We start from the raw sequence: 20,032 nt of genomic DNA, 5'->3' as shown, positions 1-20,032 counted from the left end.
AGGCGTTTAGGCCGTCTCCGCCAGGCAATGGCGCAGCGAGTCCAGCGTCAGGCGAATGTCCTGTTCCTCCGTCATCCAGTTGACCAGCGCGGCGCGGATCCCCGGCTGGCCGTTATAACGCGTAGGGGTGCAACGCGCCACCCCATGCCGGCTAAGGCGTTCGAGAAAGCGATCGCGCGCCGCTTCGCTGTCGCCCTGTGGATGACTGAGGGCAAAGCACACCACGTTCATATTCACGGGCGCCAACAGATGGAAACCGTCCTCGGCCGCTAACGCCGCTCCCAGCGCCTGCGCCAGTTCGACATTGCGCTCGACGATATCTCGTATGCCGCTGCGGCCATAGGCTTTCAGCGTCAGCCAAAGCGGCAGGGCGCGGAAGCGGCGCGAATTTTCCGGCGTCAGATGCAGATAGTTGTCTGGCCGCAGCGTCGGTGCTTCCAGGTAGGCCGAATGGTTCTGAAATACCTGCATCTGCAGATCCAGATGGCGGGTAAATTGGATCGCGCTGTCATAAGGCACGTTCAGCCATTTGTGCGCATCGACGGTGATGGAATCGGCATGCTGCCAGCCCTCGAGCCTTGGGGCGTAGAGCGGCGAGCAGGCCGCCACGCCGCCGAATGCCGCATCGACATGCAGCCAAAATGGATAACGCTCTCGCAGCGCCAGCAGTTGCGGCAGATCGTCGAAAGCGACGGTATTGACCGTGCCGGCACTGGCCAGTACCAACGTTGGCTGGCCTGCGCTAGCGGCCAGCTGCCGCTCCAGCGCCGCCATATCCATGGCTTCAGACTCCGGCAGGCTGGCGACGATCGTCAATGCCTCGCGGCCGATACCGAGCATGCTGAGCGCCTTCACGCTGCTGGAATGCGGATTGGCTCCAAGAACCCGGATCGGGCCCAGCGCCGCCAGGCCTTGTTGGGCGATATCCACGCCGCGCTGTTGCCCCAGCCACTGCCGACCAATGGCCAGCCCGGTGAAATTGGCCATGGTCGCGCCGCTGACCAGGCTGCCGCTGAACGTTTCCGGCAGGCCCAGCAGGGATTTCAATTGCGTCACGGCCGCCAGCTCGATCGTGGCTGCGATGGTATCATGGCTGAGCAGGCTATTTTGGTCTGTCACGCTAACCAGCCAGTCCGCTGCGACCGCCGCCGGGGTGCCGCCGCCGGTGACGAAGCCGAAATAACGCGGGCCGGCGCTGGCGGAAATGCCGGCCTGATAACGTTGCCAAAAGCGCTCCAGCGCCGCCAGGGCGCCTTCGCCGTTTTCGTCGAGCCGATCGTCGCCCGGTTGCAGCTGCTGATGCTCGAGCGGTGGGCAGACCGAGCGTTGCTGCAGCCCAGCCAGGAAATCTTCCGCCAGTTGGCGGGTGTGATCGAGGATCTGCGGAAACTGTGCGAGGTCCTGTTGTAAACGTGGGTGCATGGCGGCTCCGAAAGCGTCAGGGATGATGGGGTAAACATAGAACATTTGCCTGCCGGTCAAAATCGATGAAAAATAACCTTTTTGGATAGCCTGGTTAACCAATGATGAGTGAACGCATTCCCTTGCATGTCTTGCCGACCTTTGCGATCGCCGCCAGGTTGGAAAATTTGCGCGCTGCGGCGCAACAGGTGCATTTGACGCACGGCGCGGTCAGCCAGCAAATTCAGCTGTTGGAGCAGGCGGTCGGCTCTCCGCTGTTTGAACGGCGCGGGCGCGGTGTGCGCTTGAATGCCGCCGGGCGAGAGTTGCTGGCGGCGGTAGAGCCGGCGCTGCAGGCGCTGCAGCAGGGCGTCGCCCGCGCCCGGCGAGCGGCGGCAAGCCAGACGCTCCGCATCAGCGTGTTGCCGTCTTTTGCCCATTACTGGCTGCTGCCGCGTCTGTCGGCTTTTCATGAGGCCTGTGCCGATATTGCGCTGGATATCGATGCGTCGCTGGCGCTGCAGGATCTGTCGCAGCGGGGGTTCGATGCGGCGATCCGCATCGGCAGCGGTCAATGGGCGGGGCTGCAGGCGCAGCGCATCGCCTCGGGGGACGTGTTGCCTGTCGCTTCGCCGGATATGGCGCGAGAATGGGGGGCGGCTTTCGAGAACGGTGGCGATATTCCGTTGCTCGAGCACGACGTCAGTCCCTGGCGCGACTGGTTCAACGCGCAGGGGCGCCCGTTATGCGGGCGGCAACAGGCGTTGTTCAACGATGCCGGATTATTGATTCGCGCGGCGGAGCAAGGGTTTGGCATCGCGTTGGCGAAAAAGCTGCTGGTGCAGGATGCTCTCGACGCGGGGAGGCTGGTGGCCTTGGCCGCGCCCTGTCGCCTGAGCGATGACGACGTTTATCTGGCATGGCCGCAGACCGCCGGGTTGACGCCGGCGGTCACCCGCTTGCTGCAGTGGCTTCAGCAGCAGTTGGCGGCGATTTAGCGGCGTAGCCATTCCGGTTGCGAGGTGCCGAGCGTGGTCGCCGGCAGCGCCCATTGCAGCGCCGTGCCCTGCAGACTCAACGGCGCGCGCAGGCGTTGCGCGGCCCCCCAGTGAGTCAGTTCCGTTTCAGGGTTCTCGTCGGCGCTTCCGGCCGGTGTCAGCGGTTCCGGCCGATAATGCGTCGGGTAGGGATGCGCCAGCAGCAGCTGCGCCGTCCGCGCCAGCGACAAGCGCGCGCGATAGCCGGTGCCGCGGTACAGGCGCTGCGTCATACCGGTCAGCACCGCCGCCGCCATCAAATAGCCGGTGGCGTGATCCAGCGCCTGTACCGGCAGCGGCACAGGCAAACTGGCGCTGCGCCAAACCATGCCCGCCTCCGCCAGCCCGCAGCTCATCTGCACCAGACTGTCGAAACCGCGCCGGGTGCGCCACGGCCCGCTCCAGCCGTAGGCATTCAGGCAGACGTCGATCAGGCCCGGCGCCAGCGCGTGCCTTTCCTCCGCGCCATAGCCCAGTTTCTCCAGCGCGCCGGCGCGGTAGCCGTGCACGATCACGTCGGCGTTTCTCAGCAGGTGCTCAAACGTATGGCGATCGCGCGCATTGGTCAGATTGAGGCGCGCGCTGCGCTTGCCCAACATCACTTCGTGTTCGACCCCGGGCTCATCCCACCCGTAAGGGTCGATACGCAGCACGTCGGCGCCCAAGCCGGCGAGAAAACGCGTGGCGATCGGCCCGGCGAGAATGCGCGTCAGGTCCAGCACCCGCACGCCGTGCAGCGGCCGGGCGACGGGCAGCGTCCAGCCGGGCGATGGCGCTTCCGGCTGCAATGCGGTGTGGATCAGCGGTTCGAGCGCCACGCTTTTACCCTGAATATGTTGTCGCCACGCGGCCGCCGAACGCATTTGGGCTGCGCAGCCGCCGGCCGCGATCACCGCTTCCTCCAGCTCGCTTTTTTTCCAGGCCAGCACACGTTCCGCCAGCGCGCCTTTCTTCGATGCCGGGCCCAGCACCTGTTCCACCGCTCGCCGATGGTGTGGCGCATTGGTATGCAGGCGTATCCAGCCGTCCGCCGTGGCGTAGTCGCCGGCCAGCGCGTCCCAGGCGGCGGGCAGCGTCCAACCCAGCGGGCGTAGCGTCCAGCCGAACCAAAGCGAGGCCAGGCGTTGATCGACCCAAACCTGCTGCGCGGCGGTACCCTCGCGCCGCAGCAGCTCGGCGCAGGCTAAACCTGCAGCGCTCCAGGCGGCGGTGGCCAATTCGGTCACGGGAAAAGCCGAAGGCAATGCGCCGGTGCCGCTTACGGTGAGGCGATCGGCGGGGGCAGGGCATTGCCCGAGGCTTTGCCAAATCTCGTCGAGCAGAGTGTGGATCAGGGGAGTCATCGGCCGCTCCTTGTGGGTAAACGGAAATATAGCCTAGCGTAGCCCACTGTCGGCGGCCTTGCTAAGGTGCGACGTCGAGAGTGCGGCCGTCGGCCAGTTTGGCGCGTACGCTGTGGGGCGCCACGCCGCCGAAAGGTTGCGCGCTGAAATTGGCGGTCAGGGTCGATCCGTCGCTGAACGTCGTCTGTTGCACCCAGCCGTCCCGATCGAGCCAGCGGAAGTCGGTTAACGCTTTATCCCACAAGGCCTGATGCAGCGGCCGGAAGGCGGCATCGGCGCGTTTTATCGCCGGTAAGCGCGCCGCCAGAGTGGTGCGGCTCAGGTGGAACATCGGCGCGGTGTTGTACAGCTGGCTGAGCAGGCTGCGGGTGGTCTGAACGTCGCTGAATTTCAGATTGTCGTAATTCCAGTGGTGGCTGCTGACGATAGCATCGTGGAAAACGGCCTGGTACAGCGGCAGGCGGTAACGCGGATCGAATTCGACGGTACGGTAGGGCTGTTTCACTTTGGCGGGGCGGAAGAAAAACGCCGGTTGGGCGTTGGGCCACCAAGCGCCGAGATAATAGGGCGAGGATTTATCCTGATTCATCTGTTTATCTCCCCAGCCGAATCCCCAGGTTTCCATGCCGTGGGCGAACATCAGGCTGCGCGCGGTCACTGCGTTACCATCCTCTGAGCCCAGCGGTAACTTAAGGGTGGCGCTGAACCAGGCGAGCCGGGCGTTGCGGGCTTCGGCCATCTGCGCCGCGCCGGTTGGGTGGTCGGGCTGATAGTCGTCGGACACCATGCCGGTGCCGTCCACATCGAGAAACAGGCTGTTCAACCCGGCCAATTGCACCAGTTCGCGCATGCGCTGTTGAGAATAGGGCAGGACACAGCCTGGATTGAGGTAATAACCCTGTTTACCGAAGCCGGGTTTCCTGCTGCCGTCTGCACGCACGATGGCGCAGGATTCCCGCAGCGTCGTCGGCAACTGCGCGGTGAGCCAGCTGTCGTTGACGCCGCGCGCGATGGCGGTATCGTAGGAGTCGTAGCTGGCGATCAGATAACCGGCCGCTTTGGCGGCGGCTACCGCTTGCGGGTGCAGGAAGGCGGCGGTCCAGTTATCGGTGCCCAACCACAGGCGCGGCAAACCGGCCTGGCGCAGCGCGTCGATCAACGGTTTGGCCAACCCTTGCCCCCAACCGTCCGCTGGGGTTAACCAGCGTCCCAGCTCCCGTTGCGCCAGCGCCCGCACTGCGGCGGCCTGGCGCTGTTGCGCCTGCAGAAAGTTGGCGTCATCCGGCGTCGCGCCAAGCGCGAACTGCGCCGTCAACGCCCGGTTGATGCCGTCGATCAGGGGCTGTTGTTGCCAGCCCTCCGGCGTTTTTCCCGCCAGCCGCAGCAGCAAGCTTCTGCTCTCGGCGTCCATCTTCTGCCGCAGCGCTTCGGCGGCGGGAGAGGCGAAGTAGTGCAGTAATCCCGGCCAATCCTTGACATCTTCCGCCGCCAGCAATTGGTCGCCCCACAGATAGATATGGGTAGCGCCGATCAGCTTTTCGCCTTCGGGCGCCTGCTTGATCTTCTCGCGCAGGCTGCTGAACCGGCCGTTTTGTTGCAGATAGTCGCGGTAACGGCGGGCGCCGGACAGCGGGGCGTTGCCGACGTGCAGCAGCACCTCGAATGCCTGTTGTTGATTGAAGCGATTGAATTGGTGGCTGGCGCGCATCGCCAGCTTTTCCTGCGCGGTGGCGAAGGCTATCTGGTTACTGAACGGCGTCAACATCAGCCAGCTGTAGACCTTACCCTGGTGTTGCAGGCTCCACAGCGGCAGTTTCAGATCCCAGTTGGTATCCAGCGGCGTCATTTCCGTCGTCAGGTAATGACGCCAGACCGCGTTGTCCAGCGGGATGCGGCTGCCTTCGCCGATCGGCAACAGCAGCGTTTCCCCCTGCGGCATACGATACCAGTTCAGGGTTTGCGGCCGATCGCTGCTGAAGCTCAGGCGCAGATCGCCGCCTTCCAGACGGGCGCTGACGTTGATTGCGCGTTGCGGCCATCGCCAGCTGGCGCGTCGTGGCGTTGCGGTAAGATCCGTTACCTGCTGCGCAGGCTGCGCCAGATTGATCGGCACCGGGCCTGCGGCGATATGCAGCGTGGCAGGGTCGAGTTCAAATTGCACGTCGCCTTGCTGCAGCAGTAAGGCATCGGCGGGAAAACTGATGAGCAGCGCCAGCGCGAGCGGGGAAAACCGTTGTTTCATCAGGGGCGTCCTTGGAAGATGAAAGAGGGCAGTTTACCGATAAGCGCACTGTCGCCCAATGTCGCCATCTTCTATTTGTGACATCGAAATATAAACGCCGTATTCCAGTTTATTTTTCGTTTAATAAATTAGCCTTTACTTCATTACCCGACGTCACTATACTCAGCCAAAATTTCAGTGGAGAAACCCAATTGGACAGTTGTAGTTGTAATAAAACAAATAAGGCAAGCTGACCAATTCTCTTCTGATTTGTTGCTTGCCGTTATCGGCGGGCAGCACCCCTCTCCAGTTATTTCTGAGCTGTGCATACCCGAATAAGAAACGTTTCCTGATGCCTGACGGTTTCAGGTGAATTGAGTTGGACGTTATTATGGTATTCTGCAGCCACAGCCTTTTCCCTCCAGGCACAGCACGCTGATTCGCTGATTTATTTTCAGCGCGATTTCGCGTGTGCTAAACAGCACATGATTTTATCTCCTGCGGTTAATTAAGGGGACAGTCATGGCTATGACTCCTTTCGTTTTGAATTTATTGCTGGCGATGTGCCTGGGCGCGGTCATTGGCGCCGAACGCCAGTGGCGCCAACGCATGGCCGGCCTGCGCACCAATGCGCTGGTGGCGACCGGCGCGGCGGTCTTTATTCTCAGCTCCATGTCCACCGATCCGGCCAGCGCCGGCCGCGTGGCGGCGCAGATCGTATCCGGTATCGGCTTCCTCGGCGCCGGCGTGATCATGCGTGAAGGGCTTAATATTCGCGGCCTCAATACCGCCGCCACGCTGTGGTGTTCGGCGGGGATCGGCGTACTGTGCGGCCTGGGCCAGCATTGGGATGCGGTGGTCGCTACGCTGGTGATCCTGTGCGCCAATATCCTGCTGCGCGAAGCCGCGCAGCGCATCAATCTGCAGCCGCATCAGCAGGCGACCGATCTGGAACTGTGCTATCGCATTCAGGTGACCTGCGGCGAGCAGGACGAAATTCTGGTGCGCACCCTGATCCTGCAGGCGCTGAACGGCGTCGCCTTGCGGCTGCAATCCTTGCGCAGCGCCGATATTTCGAGCCCGGGGCAATTGGAAGTGTGCGCGGAAATTACCGCTACGCCGGCCGCGCAAAAAGAAATCGAAGGTATTGTCTGCCGCGTCAGTCTGGAAAAAAGCGTGAGTGCCGTTCGCTGGCGCGTCGCGTCCGAATTACCGGTCTGATTAATGATATAAATATTGATTAACTTGATTATATGTTCAGGTTTATTCATGCACGCCTTGAATAACGCTGAACATTAAGGAGGCGTTATGGACGATGACCCCGGAAGGAAAATGATCCCAGCGTGGCTGACAGGGTAATTCCGCCATTTAGTCACGCTAATAAAAAATTCCAAGCTGCGCATAGTCACCTGTTTATCGGGCGGGGCTTCGCTGTGCGCAGAACTAAAATAAGAGAATAGCGTTATGACTCAGATTAATGAAAGAACGCGTCGCCGTGATAAAGACGCGGTGACCTACGCCATTGCGCAAGAGGCCACCAACAGCATCGCTCAAACGCTGGCGAACCTGAAGTGCAACCGCAACGGCTTGACCCAGGACGACGCCGATGAGCGGCTGGAGCAGTTCGGCGCCAACCAGGTCGCCCATGACAAGGCGCCGCATGCCTTGATCCAGCTGATCAAGGCCTTCAACAACCCGTTTATCTTCGTGCTGATGGTGCTGGCTGCGATCAGTTTCTTTACCGATTATTGGCTGCCGCTCCAGAGCGGTGAAGAAACTGAACTCACCGGCGTCATTATCATCCTGACCATGGTCACGCTGAGCGGGCTGCTGCGTTTCTGGCAGGAATACCGCACCAACAAAGCGGCGGAAGCGCTGAAATCGATGGTGCGCACTACCGCCACGGTGCTGCGCCGCAGCAGCTACAGCGCGCATCCGCTGACGCTGGAAGTGCCGATCCGCGAACTGGTGCCGGGGGATATCATCCAGCTCTCCGCCGGTGACATGGTGCCGGCCGACGTGCGTCTTATCGCCTCGCGCGATCTGTTCATCAGCCAGGCGATTTTGACCGGCGAGGCGATCCCTATCGAGAAATACGATGCGATGGGCAACGTGGCGCAGAAGTCGAGCGAAGGGGAAGTGTCCAGCGAGAACGCGCTGCTTGAGCTCTCCAACATCTGTCTGATGGGCACCAACGTCGCCAGCGGTACCGCTACGGCGGTGGTGGTGGCGACCGGCGGGCGCACCTACTTCGGCTCGTTGGCCAAGTCGATCGTCGGGACACGGGCGCAGACTGCGTTCGATCGCGGGGTGAACAGCGTCAGCTGGCTGTTGATTCGCTTTATGCTGGTGATGGTGCCGGTGGTGTTGCTGATCAACGGCTTCACCAAAGGCGACTGGAGCGAAGCGGCGCTGTTCGCGCTGGCGGTGGCGGTCGGCCTGACGCCGGAAATGCTGCCGATGATCGTCAGCTCCAACCTGGCGAAAGGGGCGATCGCCATGTCGCGTCGTAAGGTGGTGGTGAAGCGTCTGAACGCCATTCAGAACTTTGGCGCCATGGACGTGCTTTGCACCGACAAGACCGGCACGCTGACCCAGGACCGCATCATTCTCGAGCATCACATCGACGTCAACGGCGCCAGAGATAACGAGGTGTTGCACCTGGCCTGGTTGAACAGCTTCCATCAGAGCGGCATGAAGAACCTGATGGATCAGGCGGTGATCCGCTTTGGCCGCGGCAAACCGGGGATTGAAGCCCTGGGGCGTTTCAGCAAGGTGGATGAGCTGCCGTTCGATTTCGTGCGCCGCCGTTTGTCGATCGTGGTGGCGGATGAGAATGGCTGCCAGCAGCTGATCTGTAAGGGCGCGGTGGAGGAGATGCTGGAGATCGCCACCCACGTGCGCGAAGGCGATCAGACGCTGGTGCTGGACGACGCGCGCCGTGCAGCGTTGCAGGCGCTGGCCCGAGAATATAACGAAGACGGTTTCCGCGTGCTGGTGCTGGCGACGCGCGAGCTGGATGCGCAGCGCCCGGCCGAACCGCTGAGCGTGGCCGACGAACGCGATATGGTGGTGCAAGGGCTGCTGACCTTCCTCGATCCGCCGAAGGAGAGCGCTCAGCAGGCGATCGCCGCGCTGCAGGAAAATGGCGTGACGGTGAAGGTGCTGACCGGCGACAACCCGGTGATCACCTGCAAGATTTGCCGCGACGTCGGGCTGGAGCCGGGCGAGCCGCTCTCCGGGCTGCGGATTGAACAGATGGATGACGAAGAACTGGCGCGCGAAGTGGAACAGCGCACGGTCTTCACCAAGCTGACGCCGCTGCAAAAATCGCGGGTGCTGAAAATGCTGCAGGCCAACGGCCATACCGTCGGTTTCCTCGGCGACGGCATCAACGATGCGCCGGCGCTGCGCGACGCCGACGTCGGCATCTCGGTCGACACCGGTACCGATATCGCCAAGGAGTCGGCGGACATCATCCTGTTGGAAAAGAACCTGATGGTGCTGGAAGAGGGGGTAATCAAAGGGCGCGAGACCTTCGGCAATATCATCAAGTACTTGAACATGACCGCCAGCTCCAACTTCGGCAACGTGTTCTCGGTGCTGGTGGCCAGCGCCTTCATCCCGTTCCTGCCGATGCTGGCGATCCACCTGTTGATTCAGAACCTGATGTACGACATTTCTCAGCTGTCGCTGCCGTGGGACAAGATGGACAAAGAGTTTCTGCGCAAACCGCGCAAGTGGGACTCCAAAAACATCGGGCGCTTTATGCTGTGGATTGGGCCGACCTCGTCAATCTTCGATATCACGACGTATGCGCTGATGTGGTACGTGTTCGCCGCCAACAGCGTGGAACACCAGGCGCTGTTCCAGTCCGGCTGGTTCATTGAGGGGCTGCTGTCGCAAACGCTGGTGGTGCATATGTTGCGCACCCAGAAGATCCCGTTCATTCAGAGCACGGCGGCGCTGCCGGTCTTGCTGACCACCGGGTTGGTGATGGCGCTCGGCATCTACATTCCGTTCTCGCCGCTCGGCGCCCTGGTTGGCTTGCAGCCGCTGCCGTGGGAATACTTCCCGTGGTTGGCCGCTACGCTGGTCAGCTACTGCGTGGTCGCACAGTTGATGAAGCGTTTCTATATCCGCCGCTTCGGCGAGTGGCTCTAAGCCGCCTCGGCGTTCACTTCGGGGGCGAAATTCTTCGCCCCCGCACCGCTACAGCAGTTTGTTGACCAGCAGGCCGAGCATGATGGTCAGCGTGAAGGAAAACAGCGTGCCGAGCAGCACATACTCGGTACGCATCTTATCGTCACTTTGGCGCAGATCGCCGAAACGGAAGATAGATTTGGCCGCCAGCAAAAAACCGATCGCCGGAATTTGCCCCAGCAGCACAAAGGTCAGGATCAGCGTTCTTTCCAGATAGCCAATCTGTTTGCCCGCGCGCAGCAGCGAATCGTTGTCGGCCTTGGCCGAAGGCGGCATTTGCGGCGTCCAGCGCGCCAGCAGTTGCCCAATCAGCAGGCTCATCGGCAGATAAATCAGGCTGTAGGCCACCAGCACCAGGCCGGTTTGCCAACTCCCCAGTTGCCGTCCCAACGCCGCGAGCAGTTCACCGGCATTCGGCGTCAGCCCCAGCCACAGCAAGGCGATCACCGCCAGATGCAATCCCTGATCGAGCAGAAAGCTGCGGGCCGGGCTCAGGCGGATCATGGCGGTGACTTTCAGCAAATCGATCAGGTAGTGGCTGACGGCGATAACCAGCAGGCTGACCAGCACCTGCAGTGAAGACAGTCCGCCGTGCAGCAGGCCGAAACCGGCCACCACCCAGGCGGCCAGCACCCCATGCAGCAACGCGTGCAACAGCAGAAAACGCGAACGCGCGCGATGTTGGATTTTATCTTCCACCCAACTCAGCGGCTGCAGCGGAAAATCCGCCAGCAGATGGACGATCAACAACCAGGCCAGTAAAGGCGCATAGGTCAGATCCATAGTCAGACGATCCTGTTAATGGCGTGAATAAACCGCATGATCTCCTCATAGGCCGCGCGTTTGAGCGTGGCGGAGACCGTGGAAGCGGCTTTTTGCAGCTGCTCGGCTACGGCCGCGCCGCTGTCGGCGAACATTCTCGCCTGGACGATGCGCGCTTCGGTCTGCGACAAGCGGCCAATGACATGATCTAACATCGGCAGCAGATCGCTGACAATGGCGTTTGTCCGATCCTTGTCGGTTTTCAGAGCCAGGCGGCAATTTTTCGTCATAGCGTCCAGCGCGCTGCCGGAGTTGATAAAGGCGCTGCCGTAACCGGCGGCGTCGGGCCGTTGGCTACCCAGCCCGACGGCGATGCGCGCATCCCAGTGAGCGGTGCCCATCGCCCGCAGCGCAGTGCGAATATACACTGCCAGCAACAGCCCGTCCTCCGGCGCGGCCTGCGCCTGGAAGGCATCGCCGCGAAAGATTTCCACCTGGCGCAGCCGCCCGTCGCGCTGCAGCCGATCGAGCAGGCTGTGCAGCCCGTTGAGGTAGTTGACGGTGTCTGACCGGCGAGAATCGACCAGATCGCCGCTGATTACGCTGATTGGCGTCGGCATGGTGTGATCCGTTGTGGATGGGGGATGACTATAAATTCGCACCTGAATACGAATATGTCAATAATTCGTCTCTAAAGGCGAATTTTTCGGGTGTTGGTCGGTGGAGGCGAAACGCCGGGGGCGAAGAGAAAGGGAGAGAGACGGCCGGGAATGCGCGGACCTGTCAGGCCCGCCACCGGCGGCGTAGACGGAAAGAGGCCGGCGACCGGCCGTTCAGAAGCTTTTGACCAGCACGTCACGCGGCATTTCACTGCCGTGTTTCAGCAGGTGCTCAAACGATCTTTCGCTGTTTTTCAGCTGCTGCAAAAACTCCTGCGGCGACAGATCGTGCTTTTTGCCGCTCATGTAAGCCAGCGCCAGTTCTTTTGCCTGATAGCGGGAGAAATTGTACATAGTGTCCTCGATGCGGTGAATGTCAGTGCTCACGATTGTAGCGAAAGAGCACATAATGAACAGCCGCTTTGGCGTATGGAATCGATAGCCGAAACTTAACTTGCCGGTTGCAACAGCTCATCGCACAGGCGTTTGATGACCTGGGTTTGCGGCAGGCCGTTGTGCAACATCTGGCGGATATGCTCCGCATCGCTGACGCCCCGGCGCACATGGCGCTCGACCGCCTGCAGCACGGCCCGATCCTCCTGCCGCTCGGCGAAGCCGCTCAGCGTGTCGAGGGTGTGCAGGATATGTGCAGTCAGGCTGCAGCGGCGCAGCGTGGCGGGATCGACGTATTCGGCGGCGAAACCGCTGCGATAGGCGTTGAGCTTGTTGTAGTTGGTGAAGGCATCGTACTCCGGCGCGATCGGCGTGCGGTGTTGCAACAGAAAATCGGCCAGCAGACGGCAGTAGCCGACCAGCAGCGTGGCGTGCGCGAGGCGCAGCGGCGTATCGCAGATGCGGATCTCTACCGTGCCCAGCTCCGGTTTCGGCCGCGCATCCCAGTAAATATCCTTGACGCTGTCGATGACGCCGGCGGCATGCAGCCGGTCATAGTAGGCGTTGAATTCGCGCCAGCTGTAGATGTGTTCCAGGCAGCCGTAATTGGGGAAAGAATTCTGTGCGCTGAAACGGGAGCTGGCAAAGCGCGTATCGACGCCCTGGTACAGCGGTGACGAAGCGCTGAGCGCGATCAGCTGCGGAAAATAGGGCGTCAGCGCATGGCACAGGTACATCGCCTCGTCTCCGTCGTTGACGCCGAGGTGGATGTGTTGGCCGAATACGCAGGCCAGCTTGGAGAGATAGCCAAAACGGCTGGCCAGCTGCCTGTAGCGCGCGTTGTCGCTGATGACCTGCTTGCGCCAGTCGTTGCTCAGGTGGCGGCCGCCGCCGCAGACGTCACAGCCCAGGCGCCGTGCGCTACGCCGGACGGTATCGGTCAGGGCGCGCAGCTCGGCGTGCAGCGCATCGAGATCGCGGTGCACCGAGCTGTTCAGTTCCACCATCGACTTGGTGAGCTCATGTTTGACGCGTCGGCGGTCACCGACCGCGCTGACCACCCGGTCAGCCCGATCCGTAAGATCGTAGTGCTCGTCATCGACCAGCTGCAGCTCTATTTCGGTGCCGATGGAGAGTCTTTCCGACGGTTTGAATGTGAGCGGCATGGCGCCTCCCCCTCAATAACGCAACGTTAATTCAGTATAAGTCGCGGGGGGAGGCATTGCCGCCGAAGAGGCGTTAGTGCAGTTCGGCGCCGCTGCGATCGGCCAGCGCTTCCAGCAGCGGGGCGGAAGGCACGAAGAACAGGGTGCCGGTCACCGCGTGGCTAAAATCGAGCAGCCGATCGTAGTTGCCGGCCGGGCGGCCGATAAACATGTTTTCCAGCATCTGCTCGATCGGCTGCGGGGAGCGCGCATAGCCGATAAAGTAGGTGCCGAACTCGCGCAGGCCGGGGCGGCCGAACGGCATGTTGTCGCGCAGAATTTTCACCTCGTTGCCTTGCTCGTCGGTGATGGTGGTCAACGAACTGTGCGACGACGACGGTTTGACCGCTTCATCCAGCTCGATGTTGGACTGTTTATGGCGGCCGATGATCTTCTCCTGCGTTTCCACGCTGAGCGAATTCCAGCCCTGCATATCGTGCAGGTATTTCTGCACCAGCACATAGCTGCCGCCGCTGAACGCCGCGTCTTCGTCGCCGATCACCGTGTAGTCGAAGGCTTCGTGCCCCTCCGGGTTCTCCGTACCGTCGACGAAGCCGATCATGGCGCGCTGATCGAAATAACGGAAGCCGTGCACCTCCTCGATCACCGTCACGGCGTCGCCGAGCTTGGCGGTCAACTGAGAGGCCAGTTCAAAACACAGATCCATTTCATCGGCGCGGATGTGCAGCAGGATGTCGCCAGGCGTGGCGACCGCAACGCGCTCCCCGCTGCCGATCGGGCTGAACGGATGCAGCTGGCGAGGGCGCGGCGCGCCGAACAGCGTATCCCAGGCCTCGGAGCCGAAGCCGCAGACGCAGGTGAGATTGCCCGCCGGCGCGCGTTTGCCGACCGAACGTACCACGGCGGCGATATCGCCGCACCAGGCGCGCACCGCCGCCAGATGGGCGGGAACGGGCGACAGGGTGGCGACGATGAAAATGGCATGGCGCGTGACCGGCGTGAATACGGCTTGCGGCGGGGTGTTATTTGCATTCATTGCATTCGGCTCCAGTGTGTTCGGGTGAAATAGATCAGATCAAATTAAAGTGCTCGTCGGGTTTCATCGGCGGTGGCAGCGGGCTTTGGTCGTTCATTTCCAGCAGGTTGCGCTCGATGGTGTTGCAAATGGCGTTTAACGGCAGATGGTTGGCCGACACGCCGAACGGATCCTCCAGCTCTTCGGCCAGTGAGTCCCAGGATAAGAAGGTATAGGAAATGAACACCGAAACAAACGGTGTCATGTAATGCAGATCGGTCACCAGGGCAAAAGGCAACAGGCTGCAGAACAGGTAAACGGTGCGCTGCAGGATCAGGGTATAGGCGAACGGCACCGGGGTGCTGGCGAGCCGTTCGCAGCCGCCGAGGGTGTGAGACAGTTCGCTCAGCTTATCGTCGATCAGCCCGAAGGTGATGTCGCTCAGCAGGCCCTGACGGCGCAATTTGCCGATTTCCTGGCCCAGCATCAGCAGGATGCGGTTGGTCGGCATCGGGCTGGCGATCACCTCGGCCAGCTCGTTGCCGGTGAGATTGTGGTACAGATCGGCGGTGGGGTCGGTGCCGCGCAGCTGATGCTTCAGGCTCCAGCTAAAGGCGATCAGCAGCTTGGCGACCTTTTGCTGCACCGCCGGTTCGTCCGGCAGCAGGCTTTTGATCTGGCGCAGCAGGGTGCGTTCGGTAATCAGCAGCGAGCCCCACAGGTTGCGCGCTTCGACAAAGCGGCTGTAGCCGGCGTTATTGCGAAAGCCGAGAAAAATGGCGATGGCGATGCCCAACAGGCTGAACGGCGCGATGGTCAAATGCACGCCGAGCTGTTCGTACCATTGGTAGCTGATCACCGCCACTATCGACATCAGCACGTTCAGCGACAGGCGAAAGGTAATTTTTGACAGCACGGAACCGTGCCAGGCGAACAGGCGAAAAAACCAGTTCTGGTGCGGGCGAATTATCATAACGTGGGTGCTTCCTGGTGTCCTGCTATTGAGAATAGTCGATTCTTATCCGGCGGCGCTATGCCGCCGTTGTCGATTGCCAGAGCCGTTGCGGGTGCGTATAGACGGTGGCGCGCCCCGGTTTGCTGAAGCCCACCAGCGTCAGGTTGCTGCGCTCGGCCACTTCCACCGCCAGACGGGTGGCGGCGGAGACGGCGAACAGGATCTCGACGCCGCACATGGCGGACTTTTGCACCATTTCATAGCTTGCGCGGCTCGAGACCAGCGCCGCCCCTTGCGACCAGGCCTGTTGGCTGCGGTAACCCAGCAGTTTGTCGAGCGCCACATGGCGGCCGACGTCTTCACATCCGCCGCTGAGTGCGCCGTCCGGCTGGATCCAGGCCGCCGCATGGGTGCAGCCGGTCAGTTTTCCCACCGTTTGCACTTCCTGCAGTTGAGCCAACGCCCGGTCGAGTTGGGCCAAATCGAAACGTTGGGTGAAGGGCAGCGGTGCGATGGGCTGAGCAACCTCCTGCAGCTGCTCGACCCCGCAGACGCCGCAGCCGGTGCGGCCGGCCAGGCTGCGGCGCTTCTCTTTCAGCTGCATAAAGCGGCGGCTCGAAAGCTCTACATGCACTTCAATGCCGTTGCAGGCCGGTTGTTGACGGATGTCGTAGATATCGTCGGGGGAGGTGATGATGCCTTCGGACAGCGAAAAACCGATGGCGAAGGCCGCCAGATCTTTTGGCGTCGCCATCATCACCACGTGGGAAATGCCGTTGTACACCAGGGCGACCGGCACTTCTTCCGCCAGCCAATCCTGCTGCGCCTGTGCCAGATCGTTGCGCTGCCAGACCGCGTGGCGCGACAGGCATTCCTGTTTGATATCGTCGGTTTCTGCGAAGAGCAGGTGCTTGTTCATAACGTTCTCGTGACCGTCGGTGACGAGGCGCCGACGAGGATGAATTCTTATTAGCAGGTGTGGGGATTATACAGGATTCTGATCCCGCTCGCGTAGGGAATCACGCCCTGCAGGTTATCCACAGTTTTGGTGGATAACGTGTGTGCAAGGGGCAGTGAAACACTTAGCAGGCGTAAAAAAAAATCGCTCAGAAAATTATTATATTACGCGACAAAGCGCGATCCGCAGGGGGATAGGGGGTTGCACGCGTTCGCGTTTTGTTTATGCTTTACTGTATAAATATACAGTTTGGTTATGATTATGCTGAGCAATTCAAGGTTGTATGCTTTTTCACCAGGTGAGCCCCTGACGTTACCGCTGTTTGCCGATCGCGTGGCCTGCGGTTTTCCCTCCTCGGCGCAGGACTATGTCGAGAGCCGGCTGGATATCGGCAAACTGCTGGTGCGGCATCCTAATGCCACTTATTCGTGCGCGCCAGCGGTGAGATGGAGCGAGCAGGATGGATCAGGCACTGAATTTTTCACTCAGCTATGCGCAGCTGATCCGGGAAGCAGAAGATGCGATTAAAAAATGCAATCTGAACCAGGGCGGGATGGGTTACACCCTAGAGTTGGGTAAGGCTTCTGTCATTCTGAGTTTCTGGTACGGTCTGGCGCTGCAGGGCTATCCGGGCACAATAATGGATGAACGTGTTGATGCCGACCGGCTGCGCCTGCATGTCCTCATCTATAAGAGAGAGGAGTGACATCGTGGCAACGGTTAACGTCCGCCGGCCGTCGCCGCTGTAGCGACGGATGCTGATTGTGCTGGCCGAACCTGCGCGCCCCCTGCCTGCTGCTGTGGCGCGCGGACGGAACGATCAAGTCGCCGCCAACGGCAAAAGCCGGGAATTGAACGGGCGCATACGTTGGGTAGATACCGGGGAAAGCAGGCAGATCAGGAACGACATCAGAAAGTCCTGTACTACCGACAGATTAAGAAACTGAGCATCCGAGAAACAGCAGACGCGACAGGCTACAGTACTTCCCAAGTTTGTCGCATTCAGGCCTTCTATAAAGAAGTTGAGACTGATTAAAAAGCAGCCTTAATGTACAATAATTTTCGATATCCAAACTGACCCCATGAACAATCAATGAGTTAGAGGTGAAAGATGATTTCATACAAAAAAATCATACCTGCTCTTGTCATATTCGCTTTATCTAATGCTGTGGCATATGCGAATGATTTCGACAAATCAAATGAAGCGATGGCAATTTCAGCAATAGGTTTTTCTGGCTCAAATGCTCGTGTTGCACATGATGTTTGTGGGGCAACCAATGAGAAAATTGATAAATATAAAAAACAAATAAAAGACTCATTAACTAGAACATTAAAGTATGAACAGTCAGGATTCGATACGCATTGGGATAATGGTTGGAAAAATGCTGATTTTTTGGTTAAGTCATTAAGTAATGATGAAGCCTATAAAAAAGAATATTGCCGAGAGGTTTTAGATGGAATTAATAATCCTGAAATGAATTAAGGATTATTCCTTATTCGGGGTTCTACGCCGGAACCCCAGATTTTTCCGTCCGCTAAAATTATCCCCGGTTGAGCAGCTTTATACCGTCAGCTCGCAGTGGACCATCAGGGGAAATGTGGCGGTACAGCGTTTGTCGGGTTATCCCAAGCTCCTGGCATAACGTACTGACTTTCGTCTCTGGCCGTCCCATTGATGCCATTGCCAGTCGCAATTTTATTGGCGTCATTTTGTAAGGCCGTCCGCCGTTCCTCCCGTGGGCTCTTGCTGAGGCAAGGCCTGCCGCTGTTCTTTGCGGCGCTGTACGCAGCAGAGACCGACGGCCGCGCGCGACTGGCTCGACACCCGCTTAGTCCCGCCCTCTGGTCAAATGCAGGCTGACGTGTACAGCCTGCAGGCAGAGGATTTCGTCTGGCAACCGGTATCGCCCGCCGTCGGCGCCGTTCGCAATGACAATCCCTCACTCATCCTGCCCATCGATACGCCAACGGTCTGAGTGCCGCATTATCCACAGTTTTGGTGGATATCATGTGTGCAAACACACGTGAAGAACGCCAAAAGCTGCAGGAAAAATCGCTCAGAAAATTATTATATTACGCGGGAAAGCGCGATCCGCAGGGGGATTGGGGGTTGCACGCGTTCGCGTTTTGTTTATGCTTAACTGTATAAATATACAGTTTGGTTATGATTATGCTGAGCAATTCAAGGTTGTATGCTTTTTCACCAGGTGAACCCCTAACGTTACCGCTGTTTGCCGATCGCGTGGCCTGCGGCTTTCCTTCCCCGGCGCAGGACTATGTCGAAGGCCGGCTGGACATCGGCAAGCTGCTGGTGCGGCACCCCAACGCCACCTATTTCGTGCGCGCCAGCGGCGAATCGATGATCGACGGCAACATTCGGGACGGCGATCTGCTGATTGTCGACAGCGCCCTGACGCCGGAGCATGGCAATATCGTGATCGCTGCGGTGGACGGTGAATTCACCGTCAAAAAGCTGCAGTGCCACCCCGACGTGCGGCTGTTGCCGATGAATCCCGCCTACGCGCCCATCGTGTTCGACGACGAAGCGCAGCTGGAGATTTTCGGCGTGGTGACCTTTATCGTCTACGCGGCGCTGTAGCCATGTTCGCCCTGGTAGACGTCAACAGCTTCTACGCTTCCTGCGAGACCATTTTCCGGCCCGACCTGCGGGGGCGGCCGGTGATTGTGTTGTCCAACAACGACGGCTGCGTGATCGCCCGCAGCGCCGAGGCGAAGGCGCTGGGCGTGCCGATGGGCGCGCCTTATTTCAAGATCAAAGAGGAGATGCGCCGTCGCAACGTCGCGGTGTTCTCCTCCAACTACGCGCTGTACGCCGATATGTCCCGCCGGGTGATGGACACGCTGGAGGAGATGGCGCCGGCGGTGGAGATCTATTCACTGGACGAAGCCTTTCTGCGGCTGGACGGCGTGGCGCGCTGCGAAGCGCTGGAACCGTTCGGCCAGCGGGTGCGCGATCGCATCCGGCGCGAGCTGCATTTGACGGTCGGGGTTGGCATTGCGCCGAGCAAAACGCTGGCCAAGCTGGCCAACTTCGCGGCCAAGAAATGGCGCGGCACCGGCGGCGTGGTGGATTTATCCGATCCGGCGCGCCAGCGCAAACTGCTGGCGTTGCTTCCGGTGGAAGAGGTGTGGGGCGTGGGGCGCCGCCTGACTCGCCAACTGCAGGCGATGGGTATTCACACCGCGCTGCAGCTGGCGGACTGCGATACCCGGCTGGCGCGTAAAACCTTCAGCGTGGTGCTGGAGCGCACGATACGTGAGCTGCGCGGCGAGTCATGCCTGCAATGGGAAGATGAGGCGGCGGCGAAAGAGCAGATCATCTGTTCCCGCTCGTTCGGCCAGCGGTTGACGCACTACCCGCACATGCGCGAGGCGATCTGCAGCTATGCCGAACGCGCCGCCGAAAAGCTGCGACAGGAAAAGCGCTATTGCCGCAACGTGTCGGTGTTTATCAAAACCAGCCCGCATTCGGCGGGCGAAGGCTATTACAGCAATATGGGCACCGCCCGGCTGCAAACGCCGAGCAACGACAGCCGCGACATCATCGCCATGGCGGTGCGCGCGCTGGAGAGCATTTGGCAGGAGGGGCGGCGTTATCTGAAGGGCGGCGTGATGCTGGGGGATTTCAGCGCCGCCGCCATGGCGCAGATCGACCTGTTCGACGACTGCCCGCCGCGCCGCAACAGCGAGCGCCTGATGGCGACCCTCGATCGCTTGAATCAGGAAGGGCGCGGGCGCGTGTGGTTCGCCGGGCAGGGGATCGTCAAGCCGTGGCAAATGAAGCGCGACATGCTGTCGCCGGCTTACACCACCCGGCTGGCGGACATTCCCGTGGTGCGGCTGGGGGAGCGGGCGCCGCGCGCTGCCGAATCGAAGGAAGAAAAACGCCGCGGGTGAT

General features: G+C 60.4%; 17 protein-coding genes and 4 pseudogenes. 10 read left to right on the top strand and 11 right to left on the bottom strand.

All coding sequences use genetic code 11. From position 1 onward, the window contains the following. Nucleotides 1–6: 6 nt before the first annotated feature. Nucleotides 7–1,422, bottom strand: coding sequence for a pyridoxal-dependent decarboxylase (locus EDY99_RS12235; RefSeq protein ID WP_046688509.1), 1,416 nt, complete (start codon nucleotides 1,420–1,422; stop codon nucleotides 7–9). Between the two features lie 101 nt (nucleotides 1,423–1,523). Here EDY99_RS12235 and EDY99_RS12230 point away from each other — a divergent pair, with 101 nt between their 5' ends. Then, nucleotides 1,524–2,399, top strand: coding sequence for a LysR substrate-binding domain-containing protein (locus EDY99_RS12230; RefSeq protein ID WP_033643592.1), 876 nt, complete (start codon nucleotides 1,524–1,526; stop codon nucleotides 2,397–2,399). Here EDY99_RS12230 and EDY99_RS12225 read toward each other — a convergent pair. Continuing rightward, nucleotides 2,396–3,781 (bottom strand): CoA transferase, encoded by a 1,386-nt coding sequence (locus EDY99_RS12225; protein WP_102948119.1) that lies wholly within the window; start codon nucleotides 3,779–3,781, stop codon nucleotides 2,396–2,398. The genes EDY99_RS12230 and EDY99_RS12225 overlap by 4 nt on opposite strands. A 61-nt stretch (nucleotides 3,782–3,842) precedes the next feature. Beyond that, on the bottom strand, nucleotides 3,843–6,023 hold the full coding sequence (locus tag EDY99_RS12220) for a glycoside hydrolase (protein WP_060660558.1): 2,181 nt from the start codon (nucleotides 6,021–6,023) through the stop codon (nucleotides 3,843–3,845). A gap of 501 nt (nucleotides 6,024–6,524) precedes the next feature. On the opposite strand from EDY99_RS12220, the gene EDY99_RS12215 reads away from it, so the two are divergent. Both EDY99_RS12215 and mgtA read left to right on the top strand, forming a co-directional pair. Continuing rightward, on the top strand, nucleotides 6,525–7,223 hold the full coding sequence (locus tag EDY99_RS12215; RefSeq protein WP_025303346.1) for an MgtC family protein: 699 nt from the start codon (nucleotides 6,525–6,527) through the stop codon (nucleotides 7,221–7,223). Nucleotides 7,224–7,466: 243 nt separating this feature from the next. Further along, the gene (gene mgtA / locus EDY99_RS12210) at nucleotides 7,467–10,166 is read left to right on the top strand and encodes a magnesium-translocating P-type ATPase (protein WP_033650822.1); all 2,700 of its coding nucleotides are present in this window, start codon (nucleotides 7,467–7,469) and stop codon (nucleotides 10,164–10,166) included. Between the two features lie 48 nt (nucleotides 10,167–10,214). Here mgtA and EDY99_RS12205 read toward each other — a convergent pair whose 3' ends face one another. The 7 genes from EDY99_RS12205 to fdhD form a co-directional block, all read right to left on the bottom strand. Beyond that, on the bottom strand, nucleotides 10,215–10,988 hold the full coding sequence (locus EDY99_RS12205; RefSeq protein WP_033650823.1) for a DUF3307 domain-containing protein: 774 nt from the start codon (nucleotides 10,986–10,988) through the stop codon (nucleotides 10,215–10,217). A gap of 2 nt (nucleotides 10,989–10,990) precedes the next feature. Then, complete coding sequence (locus EDY99_RS12200; RefSeq protein ID WP_123061785.1) at nucleotides 10,991–11,587, bottom strand: hypothetical protein; 597 nt, start codon at nucleotides 11,585–11,587, stop codon at nucleotides 10,991–10,993. Nucleotides 11,588–11,800: 213 nt separating this feature from the next. Continuing rightward, nucleotides 11,801–11,980, bottom strand: a complete 180-nt coding sequence (locus EDY99_RS12195; RefSeq protein WP_103101015.1) for a hypothetical protein — start codon at nucleotides 11,978–11,980, stop codon at nucleotides 11,801–11,803. Nucleotides 11,981–12,075: 95 nt separating this feature from the next. Beyond that, on the bottom strand, nucleotides 12,076–13,185 hold the full coding sequence (locus EDY99_RS12190; RefSeq protein WP_123061784.1) for a YbdK family carboxylate-amine ligase: 1,110 nt from the start codon (nucleotides 13,183–13,185) through the stop codon (nucleotides 12,076–12,078). 73 nt (nucleotides 13,186–13,258) lie between these two features. Further along, on the bottom strand, nucleotides 13,259–14,221 hold the full coding sequence (locus tag EDY99_RS12185) for a Dyp-type peroxidase (RefSeq protein WP_033643584.1): 963 nt from the start codon (nucleotides 14,219–14,221) through the stop codon (nucleotides 13,259–13,261). Between the two features lie 34 nt (nucleotides 14,222–14,255). Next, a complete protein-coding gene (locus EDY99_RS12180; RefSeq protein WP_033643582.1) occupies nucleotides 14,256–15,173 on the bottom strand; it encodes a bestrophin family protein in 918 nt (305 codons plus the stop codon). Between the two features lie 58 nt (nucleotides 15,174–15,231). Next, the gene (gene fdhD, locus EDY99_RS12175) at nucleotides 15,232–16,074 is read right to left on the bottom strand and encodes a formate dehydrogenase accessory sulfurtransferase FdhD (protein ID WP_033643581.1); all 843 of its coding nucleotides are present in this window, start codon (nucleotides 16,072–16,074) and stop codon (nucleotides 15,232–15,234) included. A 294-nt stretch (nucleotides 16,075–16,368) separates the two neighbouring features. Between fdhD and EDY99_RS24825 the strand changes: the two are divergent. The 4 genes and pseudogenes from EDY99_RS24825 to EDY99_RS24615 form a co-directional block, all read left to right on the top strand. Continuing rightward, nucleotides 16,369–16,559, top strand: a pseudogene (locus EDY99_RS24825) (DNA polymerase V); the annotation flags it as partial. A 14-nt stretch (nucleotides 16,560–16,573) separates the two neighbouring features. Beyond that, nucleotides 16,574–16,819, top strand: a complete 246-nt coding sequence (locus EDY99_RS12165; RefSeq protein ID WP_016927225.1) for a hypothetical protein — start codon at nucleotides 16,574–16,576, stop codon at nucleotides 16,817–16,819. Between the two features lie 117 nt (nucleotides 16,820–16,936). Continuing rightward, nucleotides 16,937–17,149, top strand: a pseudogene (locus EDY99_RS24820) (resolvase); the annotation flags it as partial. Nucleotides 17,150–17,224: 75 nt separating this feature from the next. Beyond that, entirely contained in the window at nucleotides 17,225–17,596 is a 372-nt protein-coding gene (locus EDY99_RS24615; RefSeq protein ID WP_126502249.1) for a hypothetical protein, read from the top strand. A 58-nt stretch (nucleotides 17,597–17,654) separates the two neighbouring features. On the opposite strand, the pseudogene EDY99_RS24815 reads toward EDY99_RS24615, so the two are convergent. Continuing rightward, a pseudogene (locus EDY99_RS24815) lies at nucleotides 17,655–17,888 on the bottom strand (resolvase); the annotation flags it as partial. A 21-nt stretch (nucleotides 17,889–17,909) separates the two neighbouring features. On the opposite strand from EDY99_RS24815, the pseudogene EDY99_RS24955 reads away from it, so the two are divergent. The 3 genes and pseudogenes from EDY99_RS24955 to umuC form a co-directional block, all read left to right on the top strand. Beyond that, nucleotides 17,910–18,089 (top strand): annotated as a pseudogene (locus EDY99_RS24955) (hypothetical protein); the annotation flags it as partial. 188 nt (nucleotides 18,090–18,277) lie between these two features. After that, complete coding sequence (gene umuD / locus EDY99_RS12140; RefSeq protein WP_033643579.1) at nucleotides 18,278–18,712, top strand: translesion error-prone DNA polymerase V autoproteolytic subunit; 435 nt, start codon at nucleotides 18,278–18,280, stop codon at nucleotides 18,710–18,712. Nucleotides 18,713–18,714: 2 nt separating this feature from the next. Beyond that, the gene (umuC, locus tag EDY99_RS12135) at nucleotides 18,715–20,031 is read left to right on the top strand and encodes a translesion error-prone DNA polymerase V subunit UmuC (protein WP_033643578.1); all 1,317 of its coding nucleotides are present in this window, start codon (nucleotides 18,715–18,717) and stop codon (nucleotides 20,029–20,031) included. The last annotated feature ends 1 nt before the right edge of the window (nucleotide 20,032 follow it).

The organism is Serratia sp. LS-1 (assembly GCF_003719595.1).
In the GTDB taxonomy this organism is placed as follows: Bacteria; Pseudomonadota; Gammaproteobacteria; order Enterobacterales; family Enterobacteriaceae; genus Serratia; species Serratia ureilytica.
Note: the sequence above shows the minus strand (reverse complement) of the source record. Positions and strands in the feature narration are given on the sequence as shown.